This window comes from Rhizobium sophorae, from assembly GCF_013087515.1.
Taxonomy (GTDB): Bacteria; Pseudomonadota; Alphaproteobacteria; order Rhizobiales; family Rhizobiaceae; genus Rhizobium; species Rhizobium sophorae.
Map to the genome: position 1 here is coordinate 67,149 of NZ_JABFCN010000028.1, position 16,864 is coordinate 84,012.

Genomic DNA, 16,864 nt, shown 5'->3' on the forward strand with positions numbered 1-16,864 from the left:
ACGACAAATCTAAGGCCGGGTGGGGAAATGGTGGGAGTGACAAGTGTGACGGGATTTGAATGGACTCGCTGATCACGGCGGCGGCGCGAGCGCTGGCAACAGGCGATGCGCTCGGCGCGCTGAAGCGGGTGGCGCTGCGCGACGATGCGCCCGCGCTGGCGCTGCGTGGCATTGCGATGGCGCAGCTCGGCGATCTCATCCGTGGCAAGGCGCTGTTGAAGAGTGCGGCGCGTGCTTTCGGCCCGCGGGAGGCGATGGCGCGAGCGCGCTGCGTGGTCGCCGAGGCCGAGATCGCGCTGGTCTCGCGCGATCTCACCTGGCCGCCCAAGGCGCTGGAGGCGGCGCGCAAGGTGCTCGAAGCGCATGGCGACAGGGTCAATGCCGCCCATGCCAGGAATGTCGAGCTTCGCCGGCTGGTGCTGATCGGCCGGCTCGACGAGGCCGAGCGGGCGCTGGAAACGCTCGATCCGACGCCGCTGCCGCCGGCGGCAAGGGCTGCTCATGAGCTGGTGGTCGCGGGCATCGCGATCCGGCGCCTGCAGACGAAAGCGGCGCACGAGGCTCTCGACCGGGCGAGGCGGGCTGCACGCGAGGCCGGTATGCCGGTATTGACGGCGGAGGTGGAAAATGCAGCCCGCGTGCTCAGCGCGCCGGTGGCGCGGTTGATCTCGCGCTGGCGGGAAAGCCCGCTTCTGCTCGGGGAGGTGGAAGAGTTGCTCGGTTCGGGCACGCTCGTCGTCGATGCCTGCCGGCATGTCGTGCGCGACGATCAGCTCTCGGTGTCGCTGGCAACGCGGCCGGTGCTCTTCACGCTCGCCCGGACGCTTGCCGAAGCTTGGCCGGCGGATGTGGCACGCGGCACACTCATCGCGCGCGCTTTCCGCGGCAAACATGCCGATGAATCGCATCGTGCTCGGCTGCGCGTCGAGATCGGCCGGCTGCGTGCCGAACTGCGGGCGCTCGCCGAGGTCGCGGCGACGAAACGCGGCTTTGCACTCTCGCCGCGCCGTGCCGGAGGGACCGCCGTGCTGGCGCCGCTGGTCGAAGGCCAGCATGGCGCGGTGCTCGCCTTTCTCGCCGACGGCGAGGCGTGGTCGAGTTCGGCGCTGGCGATCGCGCTCGGTGCCAGCCCGCGCACCGTACAGCGGGCGCTGGATTCGCTTGCCGGGGAGGGCAAGGTGCAATCCTTCGGGCGCGGGCGGGCGCGGCGCTGGATGAGTCCGCCGCTACCAGGTTTCCCGACGATCTTGTTACTCCCGGGACCTTTGCCAAGCGACTAGTATGGCCTGACTGATGAAGATGGCCCTGGTCAACGGGCAAACAGGATGGAAGAGATGAAAAAATCGGCTGCGACGATTATCCGTGAATATGGACCCTTTCCCGGTGCAGAGCGCGTCAACGGCGTCACCTTCGATGGTGAGCATGTCTGGTTCGCCTCCGGCGACAGGCTGAACGCGCTCGATCCCGCAAGCGGTGAGGTGGTGCGCTCGATCGAGGTTGCGTCCCATGCCGGTACGGCTTTCGATGGCGAGTTCCTCTATCAGATCGCCGAGGATGTCATTCACAAGATCGACCCGAAGTCCGGTCGTATCCTTTCCACCATCCCGGCGCCTGGCAATGGTGGCGATTCCGGCCTTGCCTGGGCCGAAGGCTCGCTCTGGGTCGGCCAGCACCGCGGCCGCAGGATCCATCAGATCGACCCTGGGACCGGCAAGATCCTGCGCACGATCGAATCAAACCGCGTCGTGACAGGCGTCACCTGGGTCGACGGCCAGCTTTGGCACGGAACCTGGGAGGGCGATGACAGCGACGTCAGACGCATCGACCCCGAAACCGGCGAGGTGCTGGAGCGGCTGGAGATGCCCGAAGGCACCGGCGTCTCCGGCCTCGAATCCGACGGCGCCGACTGCTTCTTCTGCGGTGGCGGCGCCAGCGGTAAGGTCCGCGCGATCAGCCGGCCGAAGTGAGGCCCGGTCCCGCAAAGCGGGAGTGATCGATCCAGTGGATCGGCCGAACGCCCTGAGCTATGCGAAGGGCTGGGAGAGGCAAGGATGGAAGGCGAGTTGTCGATGCGGCGTGGGCGGGGACGGCCAGCCGCATCTAGGAAAGCAAAGTGCTGCGATGTTTCGGCTACCGTCAGTCGGGTGGCCCATCCACGGCTTTGCCTTATGGCCATTTTTAGCGCCCGAGACCGTCATGATTTCTTAACACTCGTCAATTTTAATCGCGGTTTAGTTGCCGATTCGATAAAATCTATTTTAAATCAATCTTTAAGAGCATTTTATGGGGCGACATCATGCGGGCAAGCTCTGTGTTTCGCAGGACCAGGAAACAGAAGCTTCTTTCACGGATTTGCTTCGCGGTGCTGAGTTCCGGCTGTTCGTTCGCAACGCCGGCTTTAAGCAGCGCGGGAAAGCGTCGGGAGTTTATAGCACGGCACCTTTATCTCTCGATAGTGTCGGGAGCGGTGCTTATGGCCCTGTCCGCGGGGGCGGCCTCGGCCCAAACCGCTTTTTGGACCGGAGCAACAAGCAGTGACTGGACAGACGCGAGCAACTGGTCGGCGGGCATCGCTCCCGTCGCCGGTCAACCCGTAACCATTGGTCAGCCGCCATCGCAGGGGCCGACTGTCCTCGGCGTCAACGGGCCGGTCGGCGTCTCGGTGGGAATCACAGCCGTGGGCCAAGCTGGTACAGTGCCTGGGGTTCTGACGATCCAGAATGGTAGCACCCTGACAAGCACGGGCCAGGCCCGGCTGGGAATTGCGGCTGGAAGCACCGGCATCGTCACGGTGACAGGACCGGGATCGCAATGGAACGCGCTCGGACCTCTTGTACTCGGTTTTCAAGGCGCTGGTACGCTCAACATTCAGAACGGCGGGCAAGTCGGCGCGACAACCACGACCCTAGGTAGCGGCGTGACATCTTCCGGCACGCTCAACATCACCGGCGGCGGCACGCTGCAGGCTCAAACCTTGCGCGGCGGCGCAGGCGCGAGCCAGGCCAATTTCGATGATGGTATTCTGCGCGCTACCGCCGCTAACGCGACCTTCATCAACGGATTTTCCGGCAGCGAGCTCAATCTGCTCGCCGGCGGGCTGACACTCGATACCAACGGCTTCACCGTAGGCACCGACGCCGCGTCCGGGTTCACCGGCGTCGGTGGCCTGACCGTCACCGGTGGCGGTGTCTTCAGCCTGCTGGCGAGCAGCATTTATACCGGCGAGACGCAGATCGATTTCGGCAGCAGCCTCGCCCTTTCCGGCGCCGGCGCCGTCGCCAATTCCAGCCGGGTTGTCGCCGACGGCGCTCTTGACGTTTCCGGGGCAGCAGCCCCGACCATCCAGAGCCTGGCCGGCAGCGGCACCGTGCTGCTCGGGCCCCAAACCCTGACGATCGCTAATGCCAACGACACCTTCGCGGGCGTGATCGGCGGCACGGGTGGGCTGACCGTCACCGGCGGCAGCCAGACGCTTTCGGGCGTCAACACCTATACTGGCGCCACGACGGTGAGCGGCGGCCGGCTCGCCGTCAATGGCTCGATCGCCAGCCCGGTCACGACATCGGGCGTCGGTATTCTCGGCGGCACCGGCACGATCTTCGGCGATGTGACCAATGCCGGCGTGGTGGCGCCGGGCAATTCCATCGGCACGCTGACGATATCAGGTAACTATATTGGCAGCGGCGGCACTCTGGAGATCGAGAGCGTGCTCGGCGACGATACTTCCGCGACCGACCGCCTCGTCGTCACCGGCAACACATCAGGCACCACCGATGTCAAGGTGACCAACCTCGGGGGCGGTGGCGGACAAACCGTCGAAGGCATCAAGATCGTCGATGTCGGCGGTACGTCGGCCGGCACCTTCTCGCTGCTCGGCGACTATGTGTTCGAGGGCGATCAGGCCGTGGTCGGCGGCGCCTATGCCTATCGACTTTACCAAGGTGGCGTCAGCACGCCTGCCGATGGCGACTGGTATCTGCGCTCAGCCATTCTCGATGCCGCAGGCACCGCGACCGGGCCGCTATACGCGCCGAGCGTGCCGCTCTACGAGGCCTATGCCGGCGTGCTGCAGAACCTCAACGAATTCGGCACGCTGCGCCAGCGCACCGGCGGCCGCGAAGTGGACGGTGGCCAATCCGCCGCCCAGAACGACCCTTCCAAGGCGATCTGGACCCGCATCGACGGGACGCATTCGCATTTCGAACCGGAGACTTCGACGACGGGCACCGAATATGACGTCGACAGCTGGACGCTGCAGGCGGGCGTCGACGGAATGCTGCACGAAAGCGGGGCAGGCATGCTGATCGGCGGGCTCAGCTTTCATGTCGATACGGCCTCGGCAGACGTCTCTTCGCGCTTCGGCAAGGGCGATATCGACACCACAGGCTACGGCTTCGACGGCACCTTGACCTGGTACGGCAACAGCGGCTTCTACATCGACACGCAGGCTGGCGTGACCTGGTACAGCAGTGATCTTAAATCCTCGACGCTTCATGCCACGCTTGCCGACGACAATGACGGCTTCGGCTATGGGCTCAGCGTCGAAGCCGGCCAGAAGATTGCGCTGACCAACCAATGGTCGCTGACGCCGCAGGCGCAGCTTGCCTATTCCTCCGTGCGTTTCGATGATTTCACCGATCAATATGGCGCCGCCACATCGCTCGACGACGGCGACAGCCTGACCGGCCGTCTCGGCATCTCAGCCGATTATGACAACGACTGGAAGGATGTCTCCGGAAGGACCAGCCGCTCGAAGCTCTACGGCATCGCCAATCTCTACTACGACTTCCTCGACGGCTCGGATGTCGATGTCTCGGGGACCAGCCTAGTCAGCGAGAACCAGGCGCTCTGGGGCGGCCTTGGCATGGGCGGCTCGCTCAGCTGGGCGGACGACCGATACGCGGCCTACGGCGAGGCCTTCGCCCGCACCAGCCTCAAGGACTTTGGCGATAGCAACGCCGTCGGGGCCAAGGTCAGGTTCAGCGTGAAGTGGTAGCGGGCATGGCTGCCGGAGGGCGCCAGGTCGGAAGTCGACCTAGAGCCTTTCCGGGTTAGATTGCAGCATTCTGTTGGCTCAAACGGAGTCGGATGGTCGACCGGCCGGCGCACGTCGTAGCCCAGATCTACGGCCAAGCCGGCCGGTCGATCAGCCGGCCCGTTTCAGCCAACCCTCCCGCAGATTTGCCTGGCAAAACTGCAAGACTTAAGAATCGCCGGACGCACTTGTCGCTTCGCATGGCAAAGCGGTGCGGCCGGTGGGCCGGGCATCTTTCCGCCAGGATCAAAGGCGATCGGCTCGGACGTACCTTGGGGTATGCTCTTCGCCAATCGCCTCTGCCCTGACGAAAACCTGCTCCGGCAGAATGCTTCAATCTAACCCGGAAAGGCTCTGAAGGGTCAGGTTGTCAGAATTTCCATCGAGCGGGCAATTGATTTCATCATGTAACGATCTACTTTTGCGGCAGTGTCGAGGCTCCGGTATCGGTCGAGGGCTGCACGCAAAGCCGGTGCGACTGTGGGGGAGAGACTTTGAAATATCTGCGCACGACGCTCGGGCCTAAGAGCAAATCCGAACTTGGGATGATCCTCCCGCACGAGCACGTCTTCGTCGATCTCAGGACGCCGGACCAGCCCGGTTATGCCGAAGCAGTGACCGACGACGTCGTTCGGCTGATGGCCCCCGAGATCGAGCGGATCAAGAAGCTCGGGGTAACGGCATTGGTCGAATGCTCGACAGGCGGCGTCGGACGCCGTGCGGATATCGATCTTGCCGTGTCCCTTGCGACGGATTTTCCGATCGTCGTTCCCACCGGCAATTACCGTGAACCCTGGATTCCCGAATGGGTCCGCCATGCCTCCGAGAAGGAACTGGAGGCATGGATGCTCCGTGAGCTGACGGAGCAGATCGACAAGACCGGGTTCGAGGCAGGCTGGATCAAGCTCAGCGCCGGTGATGACGGGATGACGGCGCTCGAGACGAAAATCCTGCGGGCAGCCGCGCGCGCTGCGGCTCAGACGGGCGCCGTCATCGGCAGCCATACGATCAGGGGACGGGTCGTCATGGATCAGCTCGATGTCATCGAGGCGGAAGGCTATCGGGCCGACAGGTTCATCTCGATCCACACGCAGGAAGAAAAGGACTTCGGCTATAATGTCGCCGTTGCCGAGCGGGGCGCCTGGATCGAATATGACCATGTGGGCCGGGCCGGGGATGAGGAGGTGGCCGAGCTGGTGATAAAGGCGCTGGATGCTGGCTGCGGCGACCGCCTGTTGTTAAGCCATGACCGGGGCTGGTTCGATCCGGCGCTGCCGATGGGCGGGACACCCAAGCCTTACACCCATCTTTCCGCGGTCCTGTTGCCCGAGTTGAAACGGCGGGGCATAGACGACGGCACCCTGACGCGCCTGACCCACGACAATCCGTTCGAGGCTTTCGCCCGATAGGGGAGTGGCCGGGCACGATCCAATATCTCTATCCCCATTTGGCTTGTCTCTGTTATTAGACGCACATCGATCTTGCGACATGTTCGTCGATGGCGGAAATGATCTCTTCCCAATCTCCGGGATGAAGTTCGTGGCCGCCACCCTCGATCTTCACGAACTTCGCATCTTTCACAGTCCGCGCGAGTGTCTCTCCGTGCGTCGGCGGAAAGACCGGATCAGCGGTGCCGTGAAGGACGAGAAGCGGCACGTTCATCTCGTCGAGCCGGCCCCGCCATGTCTCGCCGATCTCAAAGAGGACGCTGTGGTTGGTGGCGCTCAGATAGCCTCCGGAGCGGTCGAAGTCCCGTTCGAGGAAGGCTCGAGTTCCGGCTTCGTCGAATGGACGTGCCATTCCGGCGGTCAGGCGCAAATCCTCGACCAGGTACGCGACCGCGTCCGCCCGGTCCGACCAGTCCGCCTCCACGGCCATATGTTCCAGCCAGGCCTCGCCGCTCGGAGGGAAATGGGATGTATCCACACCGACTGGCGAAGTACTGATCGCCGTTAGGGAAAGCACGCGTTCCGGGCTCTTCAGTGCGGCCACCTGCCCGACCATGCCGCCGAGGGAAAAGCCGACGATATGAGCGTTCGGGATTCCGTAACCGTCGAGCACGCGGAAGACGTCATCGACGGCGTCCTCGAAAGTGTAGCCGGGCCGACCGGGCGGATATTTGGTCGAAAGGCCCGAATCGCGCTGGTCGTAGCGGATCACGAAGCGACCCCGTTCGCCGAGCCGGCGGCAGAATTCCTCCGGCCACCACAGCATCGACGCCATTCCGCCCATGATCAGAAGTAGCGGCGGCTGGTTCGGATCGCCGAAGCTCTGCGTCGCGAGCTCGACTCCGTCCGTGCGGATCATCAGCCCACTCATGCCAGGCCCTCTCGGTGCAGCGCGGCTTGCACCGCCGGCCGTTGTTCGATCCGTGCGATGTATTCGTCTAACGGCTCGGGCAGAGCGAATCCGAGTTGAGCTGCGCCCCACGCGAGTTGGAAAAGATAGGCATCAGCGACCATGAAGGTCTCTCCGAACAGATAACCCCGTTCAAGTCGGCCGGCGACGAAGCCGAACCAGTGCACTATTTGCTGGCCCGTCGGCTCCCTGGCTTCCTCCGGAAGCGATAGGTAGGTGGGAAAGCGCTTGTGAATCTCGGTTGCGAGAAAGCTCAGCATCTCGAGCAGGCGGAAGCGGCCCAGATGACCCTGCGGTGCCAACTCCGGTGCGCGGTCGGCGATCCAAGCCAGGATGGCAACATTTTCGGTCAGCACCTCACCATCGTCGAACATAAGGGCGGGCACATAGCCCGCCGGATTGATGTCCATGTATCGGCCGCCCCCTTCAATCTGCTTCGTCTCTAGGTCGACCTTGACCAGGTCGAATTGAATTCCAGCCTCCAGCATGGCGATGTGGTCCGCCAAGCTGGAGAATCCGGGCGTAGAGTAAAGTTTCATCCAACCGTTCCTTCCTTCGTTTCATCTGCCCATGGTCCAAGAAGAGGTGGGCAGGGTCAGGCGGTTACCCGATCGCCCGTGTTCAGATGTCCTCTCGATGTCCGCATACTGTGGCTAAGGTGGGGGGTGCCGCATCGGGCATATTGAGTAGGACCGGTTGGAAATGCACGTCCGGGGGCAGAAAAATCCAGCCGAACCGACTGAGTGCATCTAGTCGGCGGCGCTCTGCATCAACCGCAACTCTGCCTTGGAAGGCCTGCCTGCTGGTGTTCACTAACCGTCGGGATCGGGCAGCCTGCTGCCGGTTGTACACATGGGATGATTATGGCTTCATCTCGGCTAATCTCGAATTCCAGGTATCGGAGCATTTTGTGTCGACTTTCCGCAAAAGGGCGCGGTTCTCGGGCAGAGCCGCAGAACTCAAATCCATGGAAACCGCTTTCCGAGATGTCTCTGACGGTCGGCAATGTTGCATTCTTCTCGGGGCAGAAGCAGGTGGCGGAAAAAGTCGGCTGGTCGAGGAGTTCGCCGAGCGACTCTCAGGCCGGGCCTTGATCCTAAAAGGTGGGTGCATTGAGCAACGGGAATCGGCCTTACCTTACGCGCCTATTACAGCTCTTCTGCATGAATTGGTTCGTCTGCGCGGCCAGTCGGCAGTCGGATCGCTTGTCAGCGGCGAGGGTGCCCGAGAACTGGCCTGGCTTCTTCCCGAACTCGGCGAGACCTCCGAGCGATTTGATGCTGGCATCGCAAGGTCGCGGCTGTTCGAGACACTTCGAAAGTTGTTCGAGGAATTGGCGCGCGAGATGCCGCTCATCCTGGTCATCGAGGACATTCACTGGGCCGATCAGGGAACCTGCGATTTGCTTCGCTTTCTTTCGACGCGGCTGAAGAAAACTCGGGTCATGCTGATCGTCACCTATCGACCCGAGGAGGCGAACGGCCCCAACGCATTGCGGACAACCATCGTGGACCTCTCTCTTTCCGAAGGCTCTGAAGTGCTGAAACTTCCTCGCCTCACCCGCGCGGAGATCGCCGTGCAGCTCCAGGGCCTGCTCGGGTCGCCGCCAACGCCTGCTATGATTAACAGCGTGTATTTGCGGGGCTGCGGAATCCCGCTGTTCACCGAGGCACTTATCGATGCGAGCGGAAGCTTGCGCACAGATGTTCCAGGCTCGCTCAACGATTACCTGCTGAGAGGCGTGAGAGACCTGCCGGCATCCACGGGCGAGTTGCTGAAAGTGCTGGCGCTCGGCGGACCCCATATTACCCATTCGCTACTTCGCAACGTGACGGACAAACCTGACCTCGAGCTCGCGCAACTGTTGCGCCCCGCGATTTCGGCGGGGGTGGTCGCGGCCGAGCGTGATGGATATGCGTTCCGCCACGCGCTCATCCAGGACGCTGTGCGGAGCGACCTGATCGCCGGCGAAAAGGTGGCCATCCATCGCTTCTATGCCGACGTGCTCGAACGCGGACCAGTTCCAAGCTATCGGATTTGGCATTCCGTAGCGCTCGCGCGTCATCTGCACGGCGCCGGCCAAGCGGAACGGTGCCTAAAATGGGCCTGGCATGCTGCTGCGGAAGCCGCTGCCACTTTCGCCTATGTAGACCAGATGGAGATGCTGAAGCTCGTGTTAGCGGCGTGGCCCGAGGTCGAAGGTGCGACTGGATTGATCGGCGTGGACCATTGCAAGGTGTTGGAACTCGCTGCTGACGCCGCCTGCTGGGCAGCGGAGGCGGAGCAGGGGCTCGCCTTTGTCGAACGCGCACTCGCCGAACTGGATACCGACGGCGATGGCGAACAATTGGCGGCGCTTCTTCTGCAGCGCGCGGTAATGCGTCAGCACGCGCTTCTTCCAGGCGAGATCACAGACCTTGAGCGCGCGCTCGATCATGCAGTCCGTCCCACAAGGTTGCGCGCTGATGCCCTCGGGCAGTTTTCCCGTGCGCTGATTTTACGGAGAGAGTTCGATCGCGCCAGGTGCTTGGGCGTGGAACTGAGGGATTTGGCGGAGAGGCTCGACGATGAGGAGTATCGTATCGAGGCCCTGATCATTGCGGCGTCGCTGGACATGGCGCTGAACGTGTCTCGCATCGAGGCCCATCGGACCGTCGCAATGCAGGCGGAGCAGGTGTCCATAGGCCGAGTCGAGATTCTTGCGGGCGCAGCACTGCTGCAGGCCCTGCTCGACGCAGGAGAATATGGTGAAATCATTGAGATCGGACCGGCGATTTTTGCGCGGACGGTCGAGCTCGGGCAGGCACGGTATATAGGAGCACTTGTTGGTTCGCCCCTCTGCCGCGCCTTCTTGGTCTTGGGCCGTGTCTCCGAAGCCACTGAGACATGCGAACGGATGGCGGCACTGGATCCGCTGGCATTGGGGCTTGTTCACGTCTTCGAATGCCAAGCGGAGATCGCCTTGGCATTGGGGGATGCGGATCGAATTGGCGCGCTGGCAAGATCGTTGCGCGCTCTCCCGCCAGGCCCCCAAGTTGTCAGCCGTATGGCGGCCAACCTTCTGCGATTTGACATTGAAAGCTCAGCGTTATCAGGTGACATGGATCAGTCGGCGCTTTTGGTCAGATTCGCTCTGGCGCATCTGGAGAAGCGAGGGAGCGCCTCCTGGCCGCTCCTGGCTTCCGCCATCCGCGTTGCCGTCGATACGAACCAGAGAGACATTGCTCTGGAATTGGCCGAGCTTGCCGCTCAGACCCCGTGCCGAAATATGGTAGAGCAGACCGAGAGGCTGGCGATTTTGGCTGAGATGTCGCGCGCCACGGTTTCTGATCTCGATGGATGGGCTGCAGTTGCCCAAAGCTGGGCTGGATTGAACCAGCCCTTTCGGCAGGCGTACGCCCTTATGCAGGCAGGTGCCGCCGCAGTGAACGCCGGTAAGCGGGCGAGTGGAGTGCGCCATTTCAGGCACGGTGCGAAGCTTGCTCATTCGATCGGCGCCCGACTTTTGGCCAACCAGATTGAAGCCCTCGCTGCAAAAGCGCGTATTAATTTACGGGATGAAGAGGATGAGGAGGCGCCGAAGGCGCCCCTCGGCCTGACAGATCGAGAATTCGAGGTCCTCCGGCTCGTAGCGGCTGGCCATAGCAATCGGGAGATCGCGAAGAATCTATTCATTTCCTCGAAAACGGCGAGCGTTCATGTGTCTAACATTTTGAGCAAGCTTTCCGTCTCCAGCCGGGGCGCGGCCGCAGCCGTCGCACACCGGCTTAGGATCATTGATCTGGGATAGAGTTTGTTGGTTCGGATGCACAGTGCGTATAAGGATTGGACAAGGAAATTCGGGTGGACCGCAGTGATCAAGCAAGATTGCGTCCTCAGCCGTCGGCTCCGGAGGGCGACGGCCGCTTCGGCCATCTGTCGATTCTATCGGTGGGTGGCACGCCGATATTTGGTGCGCCACTGCCAGCCTCCCGCCTCGATTCTGCTTATTGTTTGCCGATTGGAAGGCCTCGAAAGTGCTCCATCACTCGCCACGCGACAAGCTTTAATTGCGCGAAGGGCGTTTGTTCCAATTCCAGGCCAAATGATTGATCAGTCGGGCTTGCTGGGGCTTTTTCAGAAATCGATGGCGATACCAGCATCTATGAGAAGTCGCGCTCGTCGAACAGAAGCGCCATGCTGATCGCATCGATGAACCGACCGTCGATGCGTGCCGCACGCCGGACGATGCCTTCGCGGGCAAATCCCATCTTTTCGTAGAGAGCGATAGCACGGGCGTTGTCTTCGTAAACATCGAGTTCAACCCTGGCGAAACCGCCTTTCTGTGCGGCTCTCAAGGTCGTCTGGATGAGCCTTCGTCCCAGACCTCTGCCCCGACAGGCGGGAAGGATCCCCATTCCGAGGTTTCCGCGATGGGCGTGCGACGGGAAAAAATGCCGGCTGATGTCACACCAACCGACGACCTGGTTCTGCGCGACGGCAACGAATTGCGGATTGCCCTTCGCAATCATGCCCATCACGAACTCACGAGTCTGGGGCAGGGGCGATGCTTCCAGCATGGACAGGTATTTTTTCTCCCGCGCTACGACGTCCAGCGTACGATGAAAGCTGTCGATATGGACGGCAGCGATCGGCTCGATCCTGATGCCTGACGTATCCGACAATGCTGCTGCATCCATGTGCTTCTCCTTCAACGATTGCGGAATGCCTATCGGAGACCTGCCGCAGACCCCGCACGGGAGCGCATAATTCACGGTCCGTCAACCTTTGCGTGTCAATTTCTCGGCAGCGGGCGCCATCAAAAGGTTGCAGATATTGAAGGTCGGGCTCACATCCCACATTACATTCGTCTTGGTGACGCTCACCTGCGCCGCGGCTGTGTTGCTGTGCGGATTTGCGTGGCTCGCTGCGGTGAAGGTCGATGATCTCTCGTTGCGCCGGCAGGCCGACTTCGTTCGGCAGGGACTGGAAGAGCAGATCGCGGCACTTCCCCGGGAGCAGGAAAGCGTGACCAAATGGGATGACGCCTTCCTTTATGCCAAGCAACGGAACCATGAATGGCTGCTCGACAATGTCGGCCGGTGGACGAGCCGGTATTTCGGGCACGACAGGACCTATGTCTTCGACGATACCAATCGCCTGATGTTTGCGTTCCGTGACGGCGCGGATGCCGTGCCGCCGCGGCTCGGTGACGACGATGGCCGGGAAGTGACCGCTCTGGCCGGGGAGATGCGCGCCGTTCTCGTCGAGCCGGCTGCAAAACCCGGCGCCGAAGCGCTCGGGCAACTGGCCGCGGTTCGGACGATCATGATCGGCAACCGGCCGGCAATTGCCAGCGCGCGTCCTATTCTGCCGAGCTCGACCCGGATGCAGATCGAGGCGGGCCAGGAGTTCATCGCCATCTCGATCAAGTTCATCGATGGAAAAGCTGCCGAAAGCATCGCCCATTACGCGCGGCTCGAAGGATTACATTTCGCGCCTTCGAAAGGGGAGGACGAGCGGGCGCAGGTGCCAGTGCCGTCCCATGATGGCGGCACGATCGGCTATCTCGTGTGGCCGCCTATCCTGCCCGGATTTATGCTGCTTCAGCAGATTGCGCCGGCGGGACTTGGCTGCCTTGCGCTGCTGATTGCCGTCGTTTTCTGGCTCGGACGAGGTCTGCATCGCACTTCGCTGACCCTGCTGGATAGCCGGGCGCAGCTCACCCATCACCGCAACCATCTGGAAGAGATGGTGGCCGATCGAACGGCCGAGATCGAAAGGCAGAGAGAGGAACTGGACCGCCTGCTGGTGCACGAACGTCAGGTGAATGTGCTCCAGCGCCAGTTCGTCGCCATGGCTTCGCACGAGTTTCGCACGCCGCTCGCCATCATCGACGCCGCCGCCCAGCGGCTTTGCCGCTCGACGACCAACGTCAGCGGCGATTACGTTCACGAAAAAGCCGGCGTGATCCGAAGCGCCGTCGTGCGCATGGTCGACCTGATGGAGAGCATCCTCGCCAGCGGCCGGCTCGAAACCGGACAGATCACACTGAAGCGCAGCGAAGGCGATCTGAAAGCCCTGCTCGTCACCTGCTGCGACAGGCAGCGCCATCTCAGCCGCACGCATGTGTTCCATCTCGATCTTGAGCCAATACCTGACATATTGACGTTCGACCGCAGCGCGATGGAACAGGTCTTCACCAACCTGATTTCGAACGCCGTCAAATATTCGCCCAACGCGCCTGACATTCATGTCCGCGCCCGGGTCGATGAGAAGACGGTGGAGGTCGCCATCTCCGACAGCGGCATCGGCATGGATGCGGAGGATCTGCCGAAGCTGTTCCAGCCCTATTATCGCGCCCGCAGCGCGACGGGTATTGCCGGAACCGGCATCGGCCTCAACGTCGTCAAGCAGGTCATCGAACTGCATGGCGGCACCGTCGAGGTGACGAGCGAGCTCGGCAAAGGCACAACATTCACCATTCTTCTGCCAATAGAGTTTCTATTGTCGGATCAACAAGTCGCAGCTTAAGGAAGAGCTCATGGTTACCGTCCTTTGCATAGAAGACGAAGTCGAGATCCGGAACCTGCTCGTCGAAGAGTTGAGCGAAGCCGGCTACAAGACGCTCGAGGCTTCCAACGGCGCCGAGGGACTGGAAGTGATCCTGTCGAAATGGCCCGATATCGTCATCAGCGACATTTCGATGCCTGTCATGGACGGGCACCAGCTTCTGGCCGAAATTCAGATCAATCACCCGGAGCTTTCCAACATTCCGTTCATCCTGCTGACGGCGCTGACCGACCGGGAAAACACGCTGACCGGCCTGCGCGGCGGAGCGGCGGACTATCTGACGAAGCCGCTCGACTTCGATCTGCTGCTCGCCAAGCTCGAAGGCTGCGTGACGCGCCTTGCCAACGACAAGGCGGTCCACCGGTCGTTCTGATGATCGATGGCGGGGAAGGAAGGACAACGTCCTCCATTTCCGGGAAAGATACTTTCAAGGAGGGCGAGGCGCTGCCGCATATCTCTTCTCCCCGCTGGGGAGGAGAGGGAGCAAGGCGCTCGTTCCGCTACCACCTACCTTCCATTATCTTCTTCCTGCCAGCATACCGCCCAGCGCTTCGAACACCCTTGGATCGAGCGTCTGAGACACATTGAAACGCATGGAATTCGTTGCCGATTGCGACAGGCTGAACGCGTTTCCCGGAGCCAGAACGATCCTCTCTTCGAGTGCGGCCCGCGCCACATCAGCCGCATCGATGCCATCGGGCAGTTGGCACCAGAGGAACATCCCGGCCTGGGGCTCCAGCCAGGGCGTTATACCGAGATTCTTCAGCTTGGCCGAGACCTCGCTCATTGCCCGGGCCAGCCGGTGTCTCAGCGTCTCCATGTGTTTGCGATAGCTGCCGTCGCTCAAGACGTTCAGCACCAGTTCCGCCGCCAACCGGCCGCCGCCGAAGGAGGTGGCGATCTTGAGGTCTGTCAGGCCGTCGATCCATTCCGGCTTCGCCACGACGAAACCGCAACGCGCCGAGGCCGACAGGGTCTTCGAGAAACTGCCGATGTGGATGACCCGCTCGAGCCCATCGAAGGCGGCAAGGCGGGGCGCCGGCGTGTGCTCGAAATCGGAAAAGATATCGTCCTCGATGATGGTCAAGTCGAACTGGTCGGCGAGTTTTAGAACCCGGTGAGCCGTAACGGGAGACAAGGTTGCGCCGGTCGGATTGTGGATGGCGGAGTTGGTGATGTAGAGCCGCGGCCGCTCATCGGCGACGACTTGCGCAAACACTTCGACATCGGGACCGGATGGCGTGTAGGGCACGCCGACGATCTTTGTCCGATGGGCGCGCAACAGCGCATGGAAATTGAAATAGCAGGGATCGTCGACCAGCACCGTGTCGCCGGGTTCAAGCAGGAAACGGCAGAGCAGATCGATTGCCTGCGTGCCGGAATCGGCCAGCATGATTTGGTCTGGGGAGGCTTCGATCCCCCGTTCGCCCATGCGCCGCGAAATCAGCTGGCGCAGCTGCGGCAAGCCGAGCGGCGAGCCGTAATCGGCGAGTGCCGGCCCGTCGGCGCGGGCAAGCGTTCTGAGCCCGCGGCGCATGCCGTCCCCCGGCAGCCAGGAAGGCGGAAGCCAGCCGCATCCCGGCTTCAGGTCCGCTTCGCCAGCCTCCAGCGATTGCCGCGATATCCAGAACGGGTCGACGGCGCGGTCGAGCTTCGGCCCGGCCTCGGCAAGCGCAAAGGGGGCTGCCTGATTGGCGACGTAGAATCCCGAGCCTGGTCTTGCCAAGATCGCGCCTTCGGCAACCAACCGCTCATAGGCGTCGACGACGGTCGAAGTCGACAGCTTCAACGTCGCAGCCAGCCCTCGCACAGATGGTAGCTTTGCGCCCGGCGTCAGGCTGCGCCCGGCGATGCGCTGCCTGATCGTCGCGGTGACCATCTCCACGCGTGTGCGTCTTCATTCATCCGTATTGCTTCCTGCACCATTACAGTTTTGCAAAATTGTATCAGACTGTGACTGTCATAACCATCCGTGTTGGCCGATAAAAGCTAGAGAATGAAGGAGTGCAGCGCATCATGGAGCGCGAGATGGACCGCATGGCATCGGGATGGATCAATGGTTTTATCGGGGTGGTGATCTTCAGCGGATCGCTGCCGGCGACGCGCGTGGCGGTGATGCAGTTCGATCCGGTCTTCCTCACCGTGGCGCGCGCGGCGATCGCCGGCTTTCTTGCGCTCGGCCTGCTGATCGCCTTTAGAGAGAAGCGGCCGAGCCGGCGTGACATTCTCTCCCTGGCGGTCGTGGCGCTCGGCGTCGTTGTCGGCTTTCCCCTGTTGACGGCGCTAGCGCTGCAGCACGTCACCTCCGCTCATTCGATCGTCTTCATCGGCCTGCTGCCGCTTGCGACCGCGATCTTCGGCGTTATCCGTGGCGGAGAACGGCCGAAGCCGGCATTCTGGCTGTTCTCCGTCCTCGGCAGCGCGCTGGTGGCGGGATTCGCATTGACGCAGGGACTGACGGCGTCGCCGGTCGGCGATCTGCTGATGCTGGCGGCTGTCGTCGTCTGCGGCCTCGGCTATGCCGAAGGCGGCAGGCTTTCGCGCACGCTCGGCGGATGGCAGGTGATTTCCTGGGCGCTCGTGCTGTCGCTGCCGGCGACGGTCGCAGTCGCGCTTTTGCATCGGCCGGCGACCTTCTCCGGCATCGAAACGCCGGCGCTGCTTGGCCTGGCCTATGTCTCGCTGTTTTCCATGCTGATCGGCTTCATCTTCTGGTATCGCGGCCTGTCGCAGGGCGGCATCGCGGCGGTCGGCCAACTGCAGCTGCTGCAGCCGTTCTTCGGCCTGGCGCTTGCCGCAACCCTGCTGCACGAGCCCGTGACCTGGGCCATGCTCGCCGTCACCGTTGCCGTCATCCTCTGCGTGGCCGGCGCCCGCAGGTTTGCACGGTAGGGGAGGATCGTGACGCTCTCTGTGTCC

The 16,864-nt window shown here is 62.3% G+C and carries 11 protein-coding genes and 1 pseudogene; 8 read left to right on the top strand and 4 right to left on the bottom strand.

What is annotated here, in order from left to right; genetic code table 11:
- The first annotated feature begins 59 nt into the window (after nt 1–59).
- The 4 genes from G9X64_RS16030 to G9X64_RS16045 all read left to right on the top strand — a co-directional run bounded on the left by G9X64_RS16030 (nt 60) and on the right by G9X64_RS16045 (nt 6,444).
- Entirely contained in the window at nt 60–1,280 is a 1,221-nt protein-coding gene (locus G9X64_RS16030; protein ID WP_171376926.1) for a helix-turn-helix domain-containing protein, read from the top strand.
- Between the two features lie 54 nt (nt 1,281–1,334).
- Nucleotides 1,335–1,967 (top strand): Vgb family protein, encoded by a 633-nt coding sequence (locus G9X64_RS16035; RefSeq protein ID WP_171376927.1) that lies wholly within the window; start codon nt 1,335–1,337, stop codon nt 1,965–1,967.
- A gap of 506 nt (nt 1,968–2,473) precedes the next feature.
- Entirely contained in the window at nt 2,474–4,996 is a 2,523-nt protein-coding gene (locus G9X64_RS16040) for an autotransporter family protein (RefSeq protein ID WP_446689759.1), read from the top strand.
- Nucleotides 4,997–5,529: 533 nt separating this feature from the next.
- Complete coding sequence (locus G9X64_RS16045; RefSeq protein WP_171376928.1) at nt 5,530–6,444, top strand: phosphotriesterase family protein; 915 nt, start codon at nt 5,530–5,532, stop codon at nt 6,442–6,444.
- 55 nt (nt 6,445–6,499) lie between these two features.
- On the opposite strand, the gene G9X64_RS16050 is transcribed toward G9X64_RS16045, so the two are convergent.
- Nucleotides 6,500–7,354, bottom strand: a complete 855-nt coding sequence (locus G9X64_RS16050; RefSeq protein ID WP_168312652.1) for an alpha/beta fold hydrolase — start codon at nt 7,352–7,354, stop codon at nt 6,500–6,502.
- A complete protein-coding gene (locus G9X64_RS16055) occupies nt 7,351–7,932 on the bottom strand; it encodes a glutathione S-transferase N-terminal domain-containing protein (RefSeq protein ID WP_171376929.1) in 582 nt (193 codons plus the stop codon). Before G9X64_RS16055 ends, G9X64_RS16050 begins: the two co-directional genes overlap by 4 nt.
- A gap of 371 nt (nt 7,933–8,303) precedes the next feature.
- Here G9X64_RS16055 and G9X64_RS16060 point away from each other — a divergent pair, with 371 nt between their 5' ends.
- Complete coding sequence (locus tag G9X64_RS16060) at nt 8,304–11,183, top strand: helix-turn-helix transcriptional regulator (protein ID WP_171376999.1); 2,880 nt, start codon at nt 8,304–8,306, stop codon at nt 11,181–11,183.
- A gap of 352 nt (nt 11,184–11,535) precedes the next feature.
- Here G9X64_RS16060 and G9X64_RS16065 read toward each other — a convergent pair whose 3' ends face one another.
- Complete coding sequence (locus tag G9X64_RS16065) at nt 11,536–12,072, bottom strand: GNAT family N-acetyltransferase (RefSeq protein WP_168312650.1); 537 nt, start codon at nt 12,070–12,072, stop codon at nt 11,536–11,538.
- A gap of 88 nt (nt 12,073–12,160) precedes the next feature.
- Between G9X64_RS16065 and G9X64_RS16070 the strand changes: the two genes are divergently transcribed.
- Nucleotides 12,161–13,906 (top strand): sensor histidine kinase, encoded by a 1,746-nt coding sequence (locus G9X64_RS16070; protein ID WP_171376930.1) that lies wholly within the window; start codon nt 12,161–12,163, stop codon nt 13,904–13,906.
- Between the two features lie 10 nt (nt 13,907–13,916).
- Entirely contained in the window at nt 13,917–14,318 is a 402-nt protein-coding gene (locus G9X64_RS16075) for a response regulator (protein ID WP_168312648.1), read from the top strand.
- A 144-nt stretch (nt 14,319–14,462) separates the two neighbouring features.
- On the opposite strand, the pseudogene G9X64_RS16080 reads toward G9X64_RS16075, so the two are convergent.
- Nucleotides 14,463–15,871, bottom strand: a pseudogene (locus tag G9X64_RS16080) (aminotransferase-like domain-containing protein).
- A 102-nt stretch (nt 15,872–15,973) separates the two neighbouring features.
- Here G9X64_RS16080 and G9X64_RS16085 point away from each other — a divergent pair.
- Nucleotides 15,974–16,837: a DMT family transporter gene (locus G9X64_RS16085; protein ID WP_168312669.1), complete on the top strand. Its 864-nt coding sequence runs from the start codon at nt 15,974–15,976 to the stop codon at nt 16,835–16,837.
- The last annotated feature ends 27 nt before the right edge of the window (nt 16,838–16,864 follow it).

Bases quoted from the DNA above. Each gene is read 5' to 3' on its own strand.
- G9X64_RS16030 (WP_171376926.1), top strand. From the start codon at position 60: ATGGACTCGCTGATCACGGCGGCGGCGCGAGCGCTGGCAACAGGCGAT.
- G9X64_RS16035 (WP_171376927.1), top strand. From the start codon at position 1,335: ATGAAAAAATCGGCTGCGACGATTATCCGTGAATATGGACCCTTTCCC.
- G9X64_RS16040 (WP_446689759.1), top strand. From the start codon at position 2,474: ATGGCCCTGTCCGCGGGGGCGGCCTCGGCCCAAACCGCTTTTTGGACC.
- G9X64_RS16050 (WP_168312652.1), bottom strand. From the start codon at position 7,354: ATGAGTGGGCTGATGATCCGCACGGACGGAGTCGAGCTCGCGACGCAG.
- G9X64_RS16055 (WP_171376929.1), bottom strand. From the start codon at position 7,932: ATGAAACTTTACTCTACGCCCGGATTCTCCAGCTTGGCGGACCACATC.
- G9X64_RS16065 (WP_168312650.1), bottom strand. From the start codon at position 12,072: ATGGATGCAGCAGCATTGTCGGATACGTCAGGCATCAGGATCGAGCCG.
- G9X64_RS16075 (WP_168312648.1), top strand. From the start codon at position 13,917: ATGGTTACCGTCCTTTGCATAGAAGACGAAGTCGAGATCCGGAACCTG.
- G9X64_RS16085 (WP_168312669.1), top strand. From the start codon at position 15,974: ATGGACCGCATGGCATCGGGATGGATCAATGGTTTTATCGGGGTGGTG.